Genomic DNA, 15893 nt, shown 5'->3' with positions numbered 1-15893 from the left:
TTCGAACGACGGAGTACGGCCGATGGCACCCACCGATTCGCTGACGAGCCTGCGCGACGACCTGGGTCCCATCACCTTCTCCACCGACACACGCAAGCTGCGCACCAAGAGCCGCGACCGGTTCGCGCAGAGTCCGGTCCTGCGAGACCTGTTGCGCGGGCGCAATGCCGAGATCTTCATCGCGCCGCGCGGCAAGGACGAGTTGCGCACCGCGGTGGCCGCCTGCGCGCGTCATCGCATCCCGATCACCGTGCGCGGGGCCGGTTCCGGCCAGTTCGGTCAGGGTGTGCCGCTGCGCGGTGGCGCGGTGATCGATGTCACCGCGCTCGCCGGCGTCATCGGCTGGCACGGCGGACCCGGCAGACGCCCGCCGACCACGGTGCGCGCGCTCGCGGGCACCGTCGTGGCCGATATCGACGCCGCGATCCGCCCGTCCGGTTGGGAGCTGCGGATGCATCCGTCGACGGCGCACCAGGCCACCATCGGCGGCTACATCGCGGGCGGACACGCGGGAATCGGCAGCTGTCGCTGGGGCATCCTGCGCGACACCGGCAACATCACCGCGCTGGAAGTGATGACGGTGGAGGAACACCCCCGGCTGATCGAGTTGCGCGGGCGCGATGTGAACACCGTGCACCACGCGTACGGCGCCAACGGCATCATCACCGAGGTCGAACTGCCGCTCGCCCCGGCTTGGGAGTGGCACGAACTGGTCGTCTCGTTCCCTGATTTCGCGCAGGCAGCCCGCTTCTCGGTCGACATCTGCCGCAGCGACGGTGTGCTCACGAAAGTGGTTTCGCCCCATGCGCATCCGCTCCCGCAGTACTTTCCCGAACTCGCCGGATTGATTCCCGACGGCGAGTCGATGGTGCTGCTGATGGCCGCCGTCCAGTCGGTGCCGAATGTGGAGGATCTGGTGCAGGACAACGGCGGCCGGATCCGGTACCGGTGCCTCGAGGGCAAGGGCAGCTACGGTTCGCCCCTCTACGAGTTCACCTGGGGCCATTCGATGTTGCGCTACCAGCGGCACAACGACGAACTCACCGGGCTGATGGCCCTGTTCCCGCAGCGGGATCTGTACGAGTCGATCGTCGGCATCCACCGTGAATTCGCGGAGTTGGGGCCACTGCACGTGGAGATGAAGCGAATCGACGGCGGTCTGTCGTGTCAGGGCTCACCGGTCTTCGCCTTCGAGAGCCAGGAGCACTTGGCGGCGACCACCGAGCGGTTGCAGCGGGCGGGGTTGTTCATCGCGAACTCGCACACGCCCGTCCTCGGCGCGGGCGGCATGAAGCCGTGGGGCCCGAAAGAGGATGCCGCCAAACGCGAATTCGATCCCTACGGCCTCCTGGCCCAGGGCAAGTCCGACGACGCGGAAGACACCATCGCCACCTCGACCGCGCTACCCAACAGCGGGTGGTCCTACCGGCTCAGCTGAGGCTACTTCTTCGCCAGCGGTTGAGCTGTCGTGATCGCCGTCGCGAGGGTGGTGAAGGCGGCCTCGTTGCCCGCGCCGGTGATCAGGATCCGTACGCCGCCGAGGTCGGCGATCCAGCCGGTTTCCTCGGTCGGTTCGGTGTAGACGACCCATTTCTGCCCGGCCACGTCCTGCGTCCCGGTGGGATAGCGAGAACCGAGTTGCTGCCGCGACAGCGCCTCCTCGGAGGCATCGGTCTGCGAATACCGCATGTAGGTGCCCTGCGGGGTGATGTAGCCGACCGTGCTCACGGCACCGCCATCCGCGGTGGCGATGGTGTCGCGGCTGCCCGAGTTCGACACCCAGCCCTGCGGCAACACCGGCTTGCGGATCGGGAACGACAGGGTCTTCGCGTCGGAGGTCAGCGCGGCATCGGCATCGAAATGCGGGATCTGACCCTGCGTCGGGCCGTTCGTCGCCACCGTGCACTGGCTCGCGACCCCGGCCAATACCACCGCGGCCAGCACCAACGGGATCAACGACCAGAACAGATCGCGGTAGTCGTTGAAGATGCGGTGCTTGGTCTGTGCCACGGCTACCAGTATCCACTCGAGTCCTGACCAGGCCGCCAAGGGGTCATCGCAGGAGGTCGTGCACGAGCGTGCCGTTTCGAAATGCGACAATGCCCCCGTAACACCAACGCCAAGGAGGCACTCCGCAATGACGGCATCATCGCCCGCCCCCAGCCGCCGCGAGGCACCCGATCGCAACCTCGCGCTGGAGCTGGTCCGCGTCACCGAGGCAGGCGCGATGGCGAGTGGCCGTTGGGTCGGCCGTGGCGACAAGGAAGGTGGCGACGGCGCGGCCGTCGACGCCATGCGTCAGCTCGTCAGCTCGGTGTCCATGAAGGGCATCGTCGTCATCGGCGAGGGCGAGAAGGACGAAGCGCCGATGCTCTACAACGGTGAGCTCGTCGGCGACGGCACCGGCCCCGAGGTCGACTTCGCCGTCGACCCGGTCGACGGCACCACCCTGATGTCGAAGGGCTCCCCCGGCGCCATCTCGGTGCTCGCGGTCGCCGAGCGCGGCGCCATGTTCGACCCGTCCGCGGTGTTCTACATGCACAAGATCGCCGTCGGCCCCGATGCCGCAGGCTCGATCGACATCACCGCCCCGATCGGCGAGAACATCCGCCGCGTGGCCAAGGCCAAGCGGCTGTCGGTGTCCGATCTGACCGTCTGCATCCTGGACCGTCCCCGCCACGAGGACACCATCCAGCAGGCACGCGACGCGGGCGCCCGCATCCGCCTCATCTCCGACGGTGACGTCGCCGGCGCCATCGCCGCCGCGCGTCCCGAGTCCGGCGTCGACATCCTGGTCGGTATCGGTGGCACCCCCGAGGGCATCATCGCCGCCGCCGCGCTGCGCTGTCTCGGCGGCGAGCTGCAGGGCATGCTCGCGCCGAAGGACGACGAAGAGCGGCAGAAGGCGATCGACGCGGGCCACGATCTGGATCGGGTGCTCTCGACCACCGACCTGGTCTCCGGCGACAACGTGTTCTTCTGCGCCACCGGCGTCACCGACGGCGACCTGCTGCGCGGCGTGCGCTACTACGGCGGCGGCGCGTCGACCCAGTCGATCGTGATGCGGTCCAAGTCGGGCACCGTCCGCATGATCGACGCCTACCACCGCCTGACGAAGCTGCGCGAGTACTCCTCGGTCGACTTCGACGGCGACGACAGCGCGAACCCGCCGCTACCGTGATCCGGGGCTGGGCGTCCCTATAGTCGAACTATGGCAGCGCCCAGCACCGCCCTGGTCCTCGGCAACGGCGGAATCGCCGGTATCGGCTGGCAGATCGGCATGATCGCCGGACTGGCCGAGGCCGGGGTGGACCTGCGGTCGGCCGATCTGGTGATCGGCACGTCCGCGGGCGCGGTCGTCGGGGCGCAAATTCGCAGCACGCTGTTGACCGACGAGCTCTACAAGCGGCAGCTGGGGCGGCTCAACGCCGAGATCCCGAACCGGCTCTCGGTCAAGCAGCTGGCCACGTGGGCGTTCATCGCGGGCACCGCGCCCAGCGAGACCAGCGCGGCACGCCGGGTCGCGAACGCTTCGCGCGGCAGGTCGACGATCGACCCCGTGTTGCGGCTGGCGGCGGTGTCCTCACGCCTGCCCGAGAAGTCGTGGCCGGCACAGCCGTTGTGGATCACCGCGGTCGACGCCGACACCGGCGTGTTGAAGGTCTTCGACCGCGACAGCGACGTCTCACTCGCCGAGGCGGTCAACGCCAGTTGCGCGATCCCGTTCGCCTGGCCGGAGGCGTCGTGTCACGGGCACCACTACCTCGACGGCGGTGTCCGCTCCCCCCTGAATCTGGATCTGGCGAAGGGCTACGACCGGATCGTCGGCCTCGCGTCCAACATTCTCACCCCGCGCCGCAGCGGGAAGATCTCCGCCCAGCTCGCCCACCTCGGCTCGGCCAGGGTCACGGTGATCCATCCGGACCAAGCCGCGCGCAAGGCCATCGGCCCCAACGAGCTCGACCCGCAGCGCGTACACGGCGCCGCGCTGGCCGGCCACACCCAAGCCAGGGACTTCGCCGACGAGGTGTGCGCGGTCTGGCCCACCGACTGAGTCCGGCGAGTATTCCTGCCGCGGATGTGGGATTTCGCGCTGGTGTGTGGCCACCATTCGCGGTGTTCTCGTCCTAGGGTCGAACTATGGCTGACGACGACGCGCAGTACCGGATCGAGCACGACACCATGGGAGAGGTTCGCGTCCCTGTCGACGCCCTGTGGCGGGCGCAGACGCAGCGGGCCGTCGAGAACTTCCCGATCAGCGGGCGGGGACTCGAGCGCGCCCAGATCCGGGCGCTGGGCCTGCTGAAAGCCGCGTGCGCTCAGGTCAACAAGGATCTGGGCCTGCTCGATCCGGTGAAGGCCGATGCGATCATCGCCGCGGCGGGCGAGATCGCGAACGGGGAGCACGACGACCAGTTCCCGATCGACGTGTTCCAGACCGGTTCGGGCACCAGCTCGAACATGAACGCCAACGAGGTGATCGCCTCGATCGCCGCCCGTAACGGGGTGAGCGTGCACCCCAACGACGACGTGAACATGTCGCAGTCCTCCAACGACACCTTCCCCACCGCGACACACCTGGCCGCCACCGAGGCCGTGATCACCGAACTCGTTCCCGCGCTGGACCATCTGCGCCTGGCGCTGCTCGACAAGTCGCAGCAGTGGCGCACCGTGGTGAAGTCGGGCCGCACCCACCTGATGGACGCGGTGCCGGTGACGCTCGGCCAGGAATTCGGCGGCTACACCCGCCAGATCGCCGCCGGTATCGAACGCGCGATGTCCGTGCTTCCCCGCCTCGGCGAGTTGCCGATCGGCGGCACCGCGGTGGGCACCGGTCTCAACGCGCCCGCCGGATTCGGTGCGAAGGTCGTCGCGCAACTGGTACGTACCACGGGAATCGACGCGCTGCGCGAAGCGCAGGATCATTTCGAGGCCCAGGCCGCGCGTGACGGACTCGTCGAGGCCTCCGGCGCGCTGCGCACCATCGCGGTCAGCCTGACCAAGATCGCCAACGACATCCGCTGGATGGGTTCGGGCCCGCTGACCGGGCTCGGCGAATTGCAGCTGCCGGACCTGCAGCCGGGTAGCTCGATCATGCCCGGCAAGGTGAATCCCGTACTGCCCGAGGCGGTGACGCAGGTGGCGGTGCAGGTGGTCGGCAACGACGCGGCGATCGCGTTCGGCGGGGCGAGCGGGGCGTTCGAGCTCAATGTCTACATTCCCGTGATGGCGCGCAATCTGCTCGAGTCGATTCGCCTGCTGGCCAACGTTTCTCGCTTGTTCGCCGACAAGTGTGTGAGCGGGCTCGTCGCCGACGAGGAGCACCTGCGGACCCTGGCCGAATCGTCACCGTCGATCGTCACCCCGCTCAACTCGGCCATCGGCTACGAGGAAGCGGCCGCGGTCGCCAAACAGGCGCTGCGCGAGAAGAAGACGATCCGGCAGACCGTCATCGACCGCGGGCTCGTCCCGGACAAGCTCTCGCTCGAAGAGCTCGATCGCAAACTCGACGTGCTGGCGATGGCCGACGTCGACCGCTGAAACGCCGAACGGCCGTCACCTCGCAGGAGGTGACGGCCGTTCGCTGTGCAAGGTCAGGCCAGGTGCGCGAGTTCGGCGCGAGTCTTTTCGCCCTCTTCGCTGAAGTCGGTGCGGGAGAAGATGTTCCAGCGCTGCAGCAGCGGCTTGAACACCAGCTCACCCTCCTTCGCGGGGTCGTAGATGCCCGCCTCGGCCAGCGCCTCGTCGCTGGATCCGCCACCGGGCAGATCCACGTGCGGTACCCGGAAGTCGGCGACCCGATCGGCGATCGCGCGCACTGCCTGATCGGGAACCAGGTCGAGGGCGGCGGCGACGAGCACGGCGAAGAACTCGGCCTGCAGTTCGTCGTCGGCGGCCAGCTTCTCGGCCATCGCGGTGACGATCGGGTTCTCGCCGATCGCGGCGGTGTTGCGATGACGGATCGCGGCAGCGGCCTCTTCGAACGCGCAGGTGGCCAGCACGTCGATGAGGTGCATCGGGGGGCGGTTGAAACCGTCGGTCATGTGCTGCATGCGGGCCCGCTCGAGCGCGACCGGGTCCACCGCACGCGTGAGCATGAGGTAGTTGCGGATCATGATCTCGTGGCGGTTCTCCTCCGCCGTCCACCGGCCGACCCAGCGCCACCAGGGGCCGGTGCGCAGGTGCTTGCCGAGCTCACGGTGGTAGGAGGGCAGATTGTCGGCGACCAGGACACTCACGGTCAGCGCGAGCCGGGCGGTATCACTGAGCTCGGACTGTTCCGGGGTCCAGTCCTCGCCGCCGAGGAAGGCGAAGTTGCGCCCGTCCGACCACGGCACCTGCTCGTGCGGCTGCCAGCCGTCGGCCACCTCGATATGGCGACGCAGGTTGATTTCCACCTCGTCCGCGAGCGAATCCAGCAGCTCGCGGTCGGTCAAAGTTTTCTGCACCCCGACAACTTAGTACCTCGTGCGCAAGCGCGGGGACCTACGGGGTGAACCGGGTCCCCGCGCTGGGCGGAGCGCGACGCTGACGTGGGGCCCGACTACTTCGGGGTCACCGTGGTCTCGCCGTTGACCCAGGTGATGGTGCCACCGGTGAAGTCGCTCTGCTTGCCTCCGGCGATGGTCTTCTCGTCGCTCGTCGGGTAGCCCAGCGTGCCGTTGGCGCCGCCGTTCTCCTCCCAGGCCTCGCGGATGTCACCCCACACGATGTGGGCGCCGGTATCCTTGCTCCAGTAGATGGTGCCGCCGGTGAAGTCCTGGTACTCGCCGCCGTCGGGGCCGGATTCCTGGGCTTCCTCCGGTGCGCCGAGCGGGCTGCTGGCGCCGCCGGCCGCCACGTACTTCTTGTACACCTCGCCGGCGATCACGATGTCACCGTTCGGGGTGGAGACGGTGGTCGATTCGCCCGCCGCCCCACTGGTGGTGGCCGCGCCGGACGTTGTCTCGGAACCGGAGGTGGTTTCCGAACCGGGGGTGGTGGTCATCCCGCCCATCCCGGGCTCGGTGGTGGCGCTGCCACCCGGGGCGCCGATCGCGGAGGTCACCGAGGCGACGGCGTCGTTTGCCTTGTCCTTGTCGTCATCGCTGCAGCCGGCAGCGAGCAGCAGACCCGCCGCGGCCAGGACCGCGGCGCTCCCGGCAGCAGTACGTCGAGCGAAGTGGTTCATATCCATCCTCTCGCGAGTGGCCCCTGGGGGTGCCCCCGGAATGGAGCCTGGCCGACATCCGCAACGGCCCGGCGGAACAGTGTTCGCCGAGCCGTTGCTGGATTGGTGTCGGAGCGGATATTACCCACTGTTTGCGGTAATCAAACGGATTCCGGCCGCGACGCGGCCCGATTGCCGACGATTACGCGTTCGGTCCGTACTCCTCGAGCATCTCGGTGACCAGCGCCGCGATCGGCGAGCGCTCACTGCGGGTGAGGGTGATGTGCGCGAAAAGCGGGTGTCCCTTGAGCTTTTCGATCACCGCGGCCACACCGTCGTGCCTGCCGACCCGCAGATTGTCGCGCTGGGCGACATCGTGGGTGAGCACCACCCGAGAACCCGTGCCGAGGCGGCTCAGCACCGTCAGCAGCACATTGCGCTCGAGCGACTGGGCCTCGTCGACGATCACGAACGAATCGTGCAGCGACCGCCCTCGAATGTGGGTCAGCGGCAGCACTTCGAGCATGTCGCGACTGAGCACCTCCTCGAGCACCTCGCGGCTGGCCAGCCCGTCGAGCGTGTCGAAGACGGCCTGCGCCCACGGGCCCATCTTCTCGCTCTCCGAACCCGGCAGATAGCCCAGTTCCTGCCCGCCCACCGCGTACAGCGGCCGGAACACGACCACCTTGCGCTGGGTGCGCCGCTCGAGCACCGCCTCGAGTCCGGCGGTCAACGCCAAAGCCGACTTGCCGGTACCGGCGCGCCCACCCATCGACACGATCCCGATGCTCTCGTCGAGCAGCAGATCGAGGGCGATGCGCTGTTCGGCCGAACGCCCGTGCAGCCCGAAGGCCTCCCGCTCCCTGACCAGCTGGATCCGCTTGTCCGCGGTAACCCGGCCCAGCGCGCTCGAGCTGCTGCCCAGCAACCGAACACCGGTGTGGCACGGCAACTCTCGCGCATCGTCGAGGTCGATCACCGAATCGGTGTAGAGCTGGTCGATCTGCGCGCCCGCGACGTCGAGTTCCACCATCCCGCTCCAGCCGGAGGTCACCACGTCCTGCGCGTGGTACTCGTCGGCGGACAAGCCGACCGCGCTCGCCTTGACGCGCAGCGGGATGTCCTTCGACACCAGCACCACGTCCTCGCCCTCGGCCGAGAAGTTCAGCGCGCAGGCCAGGATGCGGGAATCGTTGGTGTCGGAACGGAATCCGGCGGGTAGCACCGACGAATCGGTGTGGTTGAGCTCTACCTGCAGGGTGCCGCCGTCGGTGCCGATGGGCAGCGCCTGGTCGAGCCTGCCGTGCTGCACACGCAGGTCGTCGAGCATGCGCAGAGCTTCGCGGGCGAACCAGCCGAGCTCGTGGTGGTGCCGTTTCGCCTCCAACTCACTGATCACGACCAGGGGCAGGACCACACTGTGTTCCCCGAACCGGGTGACGGCCCAGGGATCCGACAGGAGTACAGAGGTATCTACGACGAAAGTCTTGCGACCGGAACGTGAGGGGCGAGCCCCTTTCTTCGAGGCCGAATTGCTCGAGGCCGAGGCCGAGGCCGTGTGCTTCGCGGAAGCGGAAACGGAGCGTGCAGCAGTCACGGTGGGCTCCTTATGTGTTCGCACGGCACCCGTGCGAACGATCTCGCTGGACCGGTCCGTCCTTGTGGGCGTTTGACGCTGAGTCAACCGCCACGAGGGCCAGGTGCCGGCCCTCTCGCACTGAATAGCTCAGTCACGGTCAGGACCTCCCGTACGAATCACACCGACGCGACTCGCATCACCGACGCTACCGCCGAATTCGTAGCCGCGCTGCTGGACCGGCACACGTGTCCGTGAATTTGTCGTTAACCGGCACTGTCGCGACGGATCCGGCGCGTGTGCGCCACCGAGGGCTAGAGTCGATGACATGGCCGAAGACCAGGATCTGGAGAAGCTGTCGTCGAAGGAACTGCACGATCGCGCGGTGAAGACGGCCGTGCGCCACGGCGACGTGAAGTTCCTGTGGGAACTGCTGAAGTCGATTCCGGCGGCCCAGGCCGAGGCGGGCGACCTCGGCGAGAGCTCGGCCGACATCAAGTACGTGCTGCCGATGCTCGACGACTACTTCCACGCGGGCGACGGCAAACTAGCCGATGTGCTGCGCCCGACCTACCTGGAGTATCTGCGCAAGCACGGATAGTTCAGCGGCCGGTGATCGCCTTCACCACGCCGACAACGGCGCCGCGCAGGACGTTGCCCTTACTGAAGTGGTCGTCCCACAGCACGATTCGGCCGTCGCGCAGTTCGAAGGTGCCGCTCACCCAGAAGCCGATGCGCACCGGGCCCACGTGCAGGTAGTCGGTGCGGTCGGTGAGCACGATGTCGCCGTCGGCGGCGATGTGGTGGATCTCCGCGGAGAACCCGAGCTTCGGTCGATCCAGGCCGCGCAACAACGCCGCGACCCGATTCTTGCCGCGCACGGTCGGCAGCGAGGCGTTCTTCCAGACGATCGCGGGATCGAGCAGATCCAGCGCCTCGTCGACCGCGCTGAGTTCGAGTGCGTTGAAGAACTCGCGAACGATGGTGACAGCGGGCTCCGGCAGTTCCGGCTGGTCGGTCATGAGATGAGCCTAGGGTGCCGATCGCGGCCGGGCCAGGGGTCAGCTCAGTTTCGCTGATCGATCAGGACGGCGAGACCGTCGAGGATGCGTTCGACACCGAAACGCAGGGCGTCGTTGGGTCCGCCCTTGCCCGCCGGCGCGGCGGCTTCCTCGGCGAAGGCGGCCTGCACCTCGGGGTAGCGACCCGCGGCCGCGGTCATCATCGCGGCGAACTGCTCGGTGAACTGCACTTCCCCGTCCCCGCTCATCGACGCGACCTGCTGAGCCAGGCTGCGGGCGTGACCGTTGAGCAGGACGATCGTGTCCAGCCTCTCCGAGCCGGAGAGTCCGGTGTCTGCCAGTGCGGTGAGGGCGGCCTCGGTCCAGCCCATCTCGTTCGGGCCGAGAGGCCGCATGCCGACGGTGAGCTCGATCGACCACGGGTGCGCACGGTAGCGAGCGAAGAGCGCTTCGACCCAGGTGCGCAGGCCGGTTCGCCAGTTCTGCTGCGCGCCCGCGGCCTTCGGCGGTTCGCCCATCGCCGCGTCGAGCATCAGCGCGGTCAACTGCTCCTTGCCCGGCACATATCGGTACAGCGACATCTTGGTGAAGCCGAGGCGTTCGGCCAGCCGCTGCATCGACAGCGCGGACAGCCCTTCGGCGTCGACCAGCACGATGGCCTCGGCGACGATCCCGTCGAGAGTGAGCGCGGGTTTGGGCCCGCGCTTGGGGCGCTGCGCGGTCCCCCACAACAGCTCGACCGTGGTCGGCGGTGGCATCTGCCCATCCTCTCGAAAATCGTCTTGACGTGAAACTGTGTCTACCATACTCTTATCTGCATCCACCGGATACAGATTCCATCGGACACAGATCTTCGGGAGTTGCATCATGCGTACTGTTCTCATCTCCGGCGCCAGCGTCGCCGGCCCCGCCCTCGCCTACTGGCTGCACCGCTACGGCTTCTCCGTCACTGTCGTCGAACGTGCCCCCGCGCTGCGGGCAGGCGGTCAGGCGGTGGACTTCAAGGGCAAGACCCACCTGACCGTGCTCGAGCGGATGGGCATCCTCGACGAGGTCCGGGCCCGGCGTACCGGTACCACCGACCTGGTCTTCGTCGACGACAACGGGCGTGAGCTCGGCGTGATGTCGGGCGAGTTCACCGGCGGCGACCTGGAGATCCTGCGCGGCGACCTGGCCGAGGTCATGTACGACAAGACCGCCGACACCGTCGAGTACCTCTTCGGCGACACCATCACCGACCTGCGCGACACCGGCGACGGCGTGGCCGTACGGTTCGAGCACAACCCGCCCCGCACCTTCGACCTCGTCCTGGGCGCCGACGGCATCCATTCGCGAGTCCGGAAATTGGCGTTCGGCCCCGAGGCCGACTACGTGGCGCACCTCGGCTACTACTACTGCGTCGCCGGCGCGAGCCGCTGGAGCGACGCGGCCACGCCCCGCGACAAAGCGGCAGGCGCCGCCCACAACACCCCGGGCAAACTCGCCATCGACGGCGGCCCGAAGGCCCAGCAGATGTACATGTTCGCCGCCCCCGAACTCGACTACCCCCGCAACGACGTCGACGCCCAGCGCCGCATCATCACCGAAACCTTCGCCGACATGGCATGGCATGCCCCCCGCATGCTCACCGACCTGGCCGAATTCGACGACATCTACCTCGACTCGATCAGCCAGGTCCGGATGAACGGCGCCTACACCCGCGGCCGCGTCGCCCTCATCGGCGACGCCGCCTACGGAAACACCCTGGCGGGCTTCGGCACCGGCCTCGCCGTTGTCGGCGCCTACGTCCTCGCGGGCGAACTGGCCGCCGCCGCGGGTGATCACATCACCGCCTTCGCCAACTACGACCGGATCATGAAGCGCTACGCCAAAATCGCGGGCAACAGCAACGCGGGCCCCTTCCTCGCGCCCAAGACCACCCTGGGCATCAAGGCGCGCAACTGGTTCCTCGGCTCCCGCTTCTTCACCCTCATGCTGAAATACGGCGACAAGGCCGCCAACGACATCGACCTGATCGACTATCCGCAGCTGGTCGGGTGTAGCGCTTGACTTGGAGTGCACTCCAAGTCATAAAGTCGGCGACATGAGCATTCGACTCGGCTATCAGATGCCCAACTTCAGCAACACGTCCTCGGTGCGTGAGCTGTTTCCCGCGGTGATCGCGCAGGCGAGGGAGGCGGAGGGGGCGGGGTTCGACGCCGCCTTCGTGATGGATCACTTCTATCAGCTGCCATTGATCGGCGAGCCCGAGGAGCCGATGCTGGAGGCCTACTCGGCGCTGTCGGGTCTGGCTACCGCGACCGAGCGAATCCAGTTGTCGGCCTTGGTCACCGGCAATACCTATCGCAATCCCGCCCTGCTGGCCAAGACCGTCACCACGCTCGACGTGGTGAGCGGTGGCCGGGCGGTGCTCGGCATCGGGGCGGGGTGGTTCGAGCTGGAGCATCAGCAGTACGGGTTCGAATTCGGCACCTTCACCGAGCGGTTCGAGCGGCTCGACGAGGCATTGCGGATCATCACGCCGATGCTGCGCGGGCAGCGATCCACCTTCGACGGAAAGTGGTACCACACCGAGAACGCGATGAACGAGCCACGCATCCGCGACGACCTGCCGATTCTGCTCGGCGGTGGCGGCGAGAAGAAGACCTTCGGCATGGCCGCCCGCTTCGCCGATCACCTCAACATCATCTGCAACGCCTCCGAACTGCCCCGCAAACTCGACGCTCTGCACCAGCGGTGCGAGGAGGCGGGCCGCGACCCCGCCACCCTGGAGACCAGCTTTCTCGCGCTGACCATCGTCGACGAAGACGGTGACCGCGCCCGAAAGACCCAGGCCGACATGCTGTCGCGACTCGGCGTCGACCTGTCCACCCTGACCGAAGCCGAACGCCGGGCCACCGTCGCCGACCGCCAATTCGCCGGCACCCCGGACGAAGTCGCCGAACAGATCCAGGCCCGCGTCCTCGACCACGGCATCGACGGCGTCATCATCAACCTGATCGCCAACGGCCACGAGCCCGGTGTCATCGACCGGGTCGGCCGCACCCTGAGCCCGCTGGTGCACTGAGCGAGCTCACCACGACGCGAAGTGGTCTTCTCCTCGCTGGCGGTTCTGCTGGCGGCGACGGAAGAAGACTTCTTCCGGGGTGACGGTGGTGAGGGCGTTGGTGATGCGGCTCAGGCGGGTGTCGTAGCGGTTTTCGTGGATGTGGCGTTCGATGCCCGCTTGCCATTCGGGGGAAAGGCGCGACCAGATCGCGGCGACTCGGGACTGGGCGGCGGGTTCGGATTCGGCGAGTAGTTGCAGGAGAGCGGGCCAGTAGGTGGCGTCGGTGGCGTGCGCGGGCAGGGCGGCTACCGAGGTTTCGTCGAGTTCGGCGAGGGTGGCGGCGATGTGGCGGCGGGCCGGTTCGCTCAGGCGGGCGGACAGGGCGAACAGCCCGCGCCACGGGTCGGCTTCGTCCTTGCCGTCCAGCGAGCGGACCAGCGCGCCGAGCACGTCGGTGTTCGCGAATTGCGGGTTCGTCGACAAGGCCCACAGGGCAACGGGTTCGAGTCTGCCGATCACGGTGAGCAGTGCGGGCGAGGCATTCCGGTTGACCGCGGTGAGCAGGAATCGGCCGACCTCGTGTGTGGTGCCGCGGCCGAAGAAGATGTCGCCGAGAATGCCGGTGATTTCGGGGTCGACCTTGCAGAACAGGGCGAGCATCGCGTGATGCAGGGTGGGTGGGCCCGCCAGGACGGTGTGGAGCATGGCCGGCACCCGCTGGCGTGGGCCCGCCAGCAACTGCCGCACGATCCGGCTCAACGTGTGCGCCGGGTAGGCGTAGGCGGCGGTGAAGACCAAGCCCGCGTCATCGAGGACGGTCTGCTCCAATGCCGCGATCAGCGGCTCGTTCACCACCGAGAGGAACCGCGCGGCCGTCACGTAGTCGCGACGCCGCAACAGCTCGTTGATGATGAGGGTGATCGGCTCCGGCCTGCCGTATCGCATCAGCTGTTCGAAGACATTCGGGTCCAGGTACGGCGCTCCGTCGGCCGCGTAGACGGCATCGACCGCGCACAGCGCCTGCGCGCACTTGCGCGGATGTTTGACGCCGACCGCGCCGAGGAATCGGGCGGCGAGCACCGGCGGCACCACCCGCTCGAAGAGCGCGACGCCCACACCCACCGGAAAGATCGGCACGAGCGGGCTGACCCGGCGGAAGGTGTCCGCGTGCTCGGCATGCAGTGCGCGCAGGATCTGCTGCTGTATCGCCGACAGATGCACCGCGCCCAGACGGGCCAGCGGTGCGAGGCGCTGCGGCGGCACTTTCAGCGTGCGCGCGAGCACAACGAGCTGTGTCTGAGCTTCGAGTTCGGTTTCGATCATCAGCTGCCGAAGAGGATCTTGCGCGAGACCTTACGCAGCGGAGCGGGCATCGCGGTGAGCGCGGCATCGATGGCCCGGCGCAGCGCCCGCACCTCGTTGGCCCGCGCGGCGCGGAACAGTTCGATCAGCTCCCTGGCCTCGGCCTCGGAGAGCAATTCGAACGCGTGCACCTCCCCGCCGACCTCACGCGCCAGCGCGCGTCGATATTCCATACGGACTGACCATGCCCTATTCCATTAGGCCCGTACGCGATTCACCGGAACTTTGTGTGTTCCGACAACACGATGGCCCCTGTCTGCATGGAGCTGACAGGGGCCATCGGGCAGAGGTTCTCCGGCTCAGCCGAGCAGGCGCCAGTCCTCGAGACCCTGGTAGAGCGGGACGCTCTGGGCCAGGCGCGACACCCGGCCGCGCAGGGTGTCGACGTCGGAGGTGCCCGCCAGGGCGGCGGCGATGATGTCGGCTACCTCGGTGAACTCGGTGTCGCCGAAACCACGGGTGGCCAGGGCCGCCGTGCCGATGCGCAGGCCCGAGGTGACCATCGGGGGGCGAGGGTCGAACGGGACGGCGTTGCGGTTGACGGTGATGCCGACCTCGTGGAGGACATCCTCGGCCTGCTGACCGTCGAGCTCGGAGTTACGCAGATCGACCAGGACCAGGTGCACGTCGGTGCCGCCGGTCAGGACCGAAACACCCTTGTCCTTCACGTCGGCGCCGGTCAGACGCTCGGCGAGGATACGCGCGCCGGACAGGGTGCGGACCTGACGGTCGGCGAACTCCTCGGTGGCGGCGATCTTGAACGCGGCGGCCTTGGCGGCGATCACGTGCATGAGCGGGCCGCCCTGCTGACCGGGGAACACCGCGGAGTTGAGCTTCTTGGCGAATTCCTGCTTGGCCAGGATCAGACCGGAGCGGGGACCGCCGAGGGTCTTGTGCACGGTGGAGGACACCACGTCGGCGTACGGCACGGGCGAGGGGTGCAGACCGGCGGCGACCAGGCCGGCGAAGTGCGCCATGTCGACCCACAGGTAGGCGCCGACCTCGTCGGCGATCTCACGGAAGCGGGCGAAGTCCTGGTGGCGCGGGTAAGCCGACCAGCCGGCGACGATCACCTTCGGCTTGGCCTTGCGCGCGATGTCACGCACCTCGTCCATGTCGATCCGGTGGTCTTCCTTCGACACACCGTAGGAGTGGACGTCGTAGAGCTTGCCCGAGAAGTTCAGGCGCATGCCGTGGGTGAGGTGACCGCCGTGCGCGAGGTCCAGCCCCAGCAGGGTCTCGCCCGGGTTCATCAGCGCCATCAGCACCGCGGCGTTGGCCTGCGCGCCCGAGTGGGGCTGCACGTTGGCGAATTCGGCGCCGAAGAGCTCCTTGGCACGGTCGCGAGCCAGGGTCTCCACCACGTCGACGGCCTCGCAGCCGCCGTAGTAGCGGCGGCCCGGGTACCCCTCGGCGTACTTGTTCGTGAGGACGGAGCCCTGCGCCTGCAGGACCGCGCGCGGCACGAAGTTCTCCGAAGCGATCATCTCGAGGGTGTCGCGTTCGCGGGCGAGCTCGCCCGCCATCGCGGCGGCCAACTCGGGATCGAGCTCACCGAGAGACTGGGTATTCACCGAAGCGGTCGTCTGCGTCACGCCGTCGAGTCTATTGCCGACCGTGTGCGAGCCGAGCACGGGGATACCGCAACACCGTCCGAGCCGCCACCGGAGAGACCAGGGTCACAGCCCGGCTGACCAGGTTCGATAGCCGTCGAACACAACAGACTCGGCGTAA

Annotated in this window: 16 protein-coding genes; 7 read left to right on the top strand and 9 right to left on the bottom strand. The window is 67.9% G+C overall.

Annotated features, from left to right (window positions below):
- The first annotated feature begins 22 nt into the window (after positions 1-22).
- Entirely contained in the window at positions 23-1438 is a 1416-nt protein-coding gene (locus ACWDXS_RS08215) for an FAD-binding oxidoreductase (protein WP_449963599.1), read from the top strand.
- Positions 1439-1440: 2 nt separating this feature from the next.
- Here ACWDXS_RS08215 and ACWDXS_RS08210 read toward each other — a convergent pair whose 3' ends face one another.
- Complete coding sequence (locus ACWDXS_RS08210; RefSeq protein WP_387445873.1) at positions 1441-2010, bottom strand: DUF4245 domain-containing protein; 570 nt, start codon at positions 2008-2010, stop codon at positions 1441-1443.
- A gap of 127 nt (positions 2011-2137) precedes the next feature.
- On the opposite strand from ACWDXS_RS08210, the gene glpX reads away from it, so the two are divergent.
- The 3 genes from glpX (at position 2138) to ACWDXS_RS08195 (ending at position 5541) form a co-directional block, all read left to right on the top strand.
- Positions 2138-3181: a class II fructose-bisphosphatase gene (gene glpX / locus ACWDXS_RS08205; protein ID WP_378993025.1), complete on the top strand. Its 1044-nt coding sequence runs from the start codon at positions 2138-2140 to the stop codon at positions 3179-3181.
- 30 nt (positions 3182-3211) lie between these two features.
- Positions 3212-4054 (top strand): patatin-like phospholipase family protein, encoded by an 843-nt coding sequence (locus ACWDXS_RS08200; RefSeq protein ID WP_449963594.1) that lies wholly within the window; start codon positions 3212-3214, stop codon positions 4052-4054.
- Positions 4055-4140: 86 nt separating this feature from the next.
- Positions 4141-5541, top strand: a complete 1401-nt coding sequence (locus tag ACWDXS_RS08195; RefSeq protein ID WP_378993027.1) for a class II fumarate hydratase — start codon at positions 4141-4143, stop codon at positions 5539-5541.
- Between the two features lie 53 nt (positions 5542-5594).
- On the opposite strand, the gene ACWDXS_RS08190 is transcribed toward ACWDXS_RS08195, so the two are convergent.
- From ACWDXS_RS08190 to ACWDXS_RS08180, 3 genes are all read right to left on the bottom strand, one after another.
- Entirely contained in the window at positions 5595-6449 is an 855-nt protein-coding gene (locus ACWDXS_RS08190) for an acyl-ACP desaturase (protein WP_387445872.1), read from the bottom strand.
- A 95-nt stretch (positions 6450-6544) separates the two neighbouring features.
- Positions 6545-7171: an LGFP repeat-containing protein gene (locus ACWDXS_RS08185; RefSeq protein WP_378993030.1), complete on the bottom strand. Its 627-nt coding sequence runs from the start codon at positions 7169-7171 to the stop codon at positions 6545-6547.
- Positions 7172-7352: 181 nt separating this feature from the next.
- A complete protein-coding gene (locus ACWDXS_RS08180) occupies positions 7353-8747 on the bottom strand; it encodes a PhoH family protein (RefSeq protein WP_378926338.1) in 1395 nt (464 codons plus the stop codon).
- A gap of 307 nt (positions 8748-9054) precedes the next feature.
- On the opposite strand from ACWDXS_RS08180, the gene ACWDXS_RS08175 reads away from it, so the two are divergent.
- Entirely contained in the window at positions 9055-9327 is a 273-nt protein-coding gene (locus tag ACWDXS_RS08175; RefSeq protein ID WP_378636318.1) for a hypothetical protein, read from the top strand.
- Between the two features lies 1 nt (position 9328).
- Here the strand turns inward: ACWDXS_RS08175 and ACWDXS_RS08170 are convergent, their stop codons facing one another.
- Together ACWDXS_RS08170 and ACWDXS_RS08165 are read right to left on the bottom strand one after the other, a co-directional pair.
- Positions 9329-9748, bottom strand: a complete 420-nt coding sequence (locus ACWDXS_RS08170) for a limonene-1,2-epoxide hydrolase family protein (RefSeq protein WP_378636316.1) — start codon at positions 9746-9748, stop codon at positions 9329-9331.
- A 44-nt stretch (positions 9749-9792) separates the two neighbouring features.
- Entirely contained in the window at positions 9793-10506 is a 714-nt protein-coding gene (locus ACWDXS_RS08165; RefSeq protein ID WP_449963586.1) for a TetR/AcrR family transcriptional regulator, read from the bottom strand.
- Positions 10507-10615: 109 nt separating this feature from the next.
- Between ACWDXS_RS08165 and ACWDXS_RS08160 the strand changes: the two genes are divergently transcribed.
- Together ACWDXS_RS08160 and ACWDXS_RS08155 are read left to right on the top strand one after the other, a co-directional pair.
- Positions 10616-11797, top strand: a complete 1182-nt coding sequence (locus tag ACWDXS_RS08160; protein WP_378993035.1) for an FAD-dependent monooxygenase — start codon at positions 10616-10618, stop codon at positions 11795-11797.
- A gap of 34 nt (positions 11798-11831) precedes the next feature.
- Positions 11832-12815: an LLM class F420-dependent oxidoreductase gene (locus tag ACWDXS_RS08155; RefSeq protein ID WP_379313529.1), complete on the top strand. Its 984-nt coding sequence runs from the start codon at positions 11832-11834 to the stop codon at positions 12813-12815.
- 6 nt (positions 12816-12821) lie between these two features.
- Here the strand turns inward: ACWDXS_RS08155 and ACWDXS_RS08150 are convergent, their stop codons facing one another.
- The 3 genes from ACWDXS_RS08150 to glyA all read right to left on the bottom strand — a co-directional run bounded on the left by ACWDXS_RS08150 (position 12822) and on the right by glyA (position 15754).
- On the bottom strand, positions 12822-14120 hold the full coding sequence (locus ACWDXS_RS08150) for a hypothetical protein (protein ID WP_378993038.1): 1299 nt from the start codon (positions 14118-14120) through the stop codon (positions 12822-12824).
- Positions 14120-14332: a hypothetical protein gene (locus ACWDXS_RS08145; protein WP_378636305.1), complete on the bottom strand. Its 213-nt coding sequence runs from the start codon at positions 14330-14332 to the stop codon at positions 14120-14122. The genes ACWDXS_RS08150 and ACWDXS_RS08145 overlap by 1 nt, the downstream gene beginning before the upstream one ends.
- 126 nt (positions 14333-14458) lie before the next feature.
- Entirely contained in the window at positions 14459-15754 is a 1296-nt protein-coding gene (gene glyA, locus ACWDXS_RS08140; RefSeq protein WP_378993039.1) for a serine hydroxymethyltransferase, read from the bottom strand.
- Positions 15755-15893 lie beyond the last annotated feature (139 nt).

The organism is Nocardia sp. NPDC003183, assembly GCF_053590715.1.
This window is presented reverse-complemented; position numbering and strand designations above follow the sequence as displayed.

Bases quoted from the DNA above. Each gene is read 5' to 3' on its own strand.
- ACWDXS_RS08215 (WP_449963599.1), top strand. From the start codon at position 23: ATGGCACCCACCGATTCGCTGACGAGCCTGCGCGACGACCTGGGTCCC.
- glpX (WP_378993025.1), top strand. From the start codon at position 2,138: ATGACGGCATCATCGCCCGCCCCCAGCCGCCGCGAGGCACCCGATCGC.
- ACWDXS_RS08200 (WP_449963594.1), top strand. From the start codon at position 3,212: ATGGCAGCGCCCAGCACCGCCCTGGTCCTCGGCAACGGCGGAATCGCC.
- ACWDXS_RS08195 (WP_378993027.1), top strand. From the start codon at position 4,141: ATGGCTGACGACGACGCGCAGTACCGGATCGAGCACGACACCATGGGA.
- ACWDXS_RS08185 (WP_378993030.1), bottom strand. From the start codon at position 7,171: ATGAACCACTTCGCTCGACGTACTGCTGCCGGGAGCGCCGCGGTCCTG.
- ACWDXS_RS08175 (WP_378636318.1), top strand. From the start codon at position 9,055: ATGGCCGAAGACCAGGATCTGGAGAAGCTGTCGTCGAAGGAACTGCAC.
- ACWDXS_RS08170 (WP_378636316.1), bottom strand. From the start codon at position 9,748: ATGACCGACCAGCCGGAACTGCCGGAGCCCGCTGTCACCATCGTTCGC.
- ACWDXS_RS08165 (WP_449963586.1), bottom strand. From the start codon at position 10,506: ATGCCACCGCCGACCACGGTCGAGCTGTTGTGGGGGACCGCGCAGCGC.
- ACWDXS_RS08160 (WP_378993035.1), top strand. From the start codon at position 10,616: ATGCGTACTGTTCTCATCTCCGGCGCCAGCGTCGCCGGCCCCGCCCTC.
- ACWDXS_RS08155 (WP_379313529.1), top strand. From the start codon at position 11,832: ATGAGCATTCGACTCGGCTATCAGATGCCCAACTTCAGCAACACGTCC.
- ACWDXS_RS08150 (WP_378993038.1), bottom strand. From the start codon at position 14,120: ATGATCGAAACCGAACTCGAAGCTCAGACACAGCTCGTTGTGCTCGCG.
- ACWDXS_RS08145 (WP_378636305.1), bottom strand. From the start codon at position 14,332: ATGGAATATCGACGCGCGCTGGCGCGTGAGGTCGGCGGGGAGGTGCAC.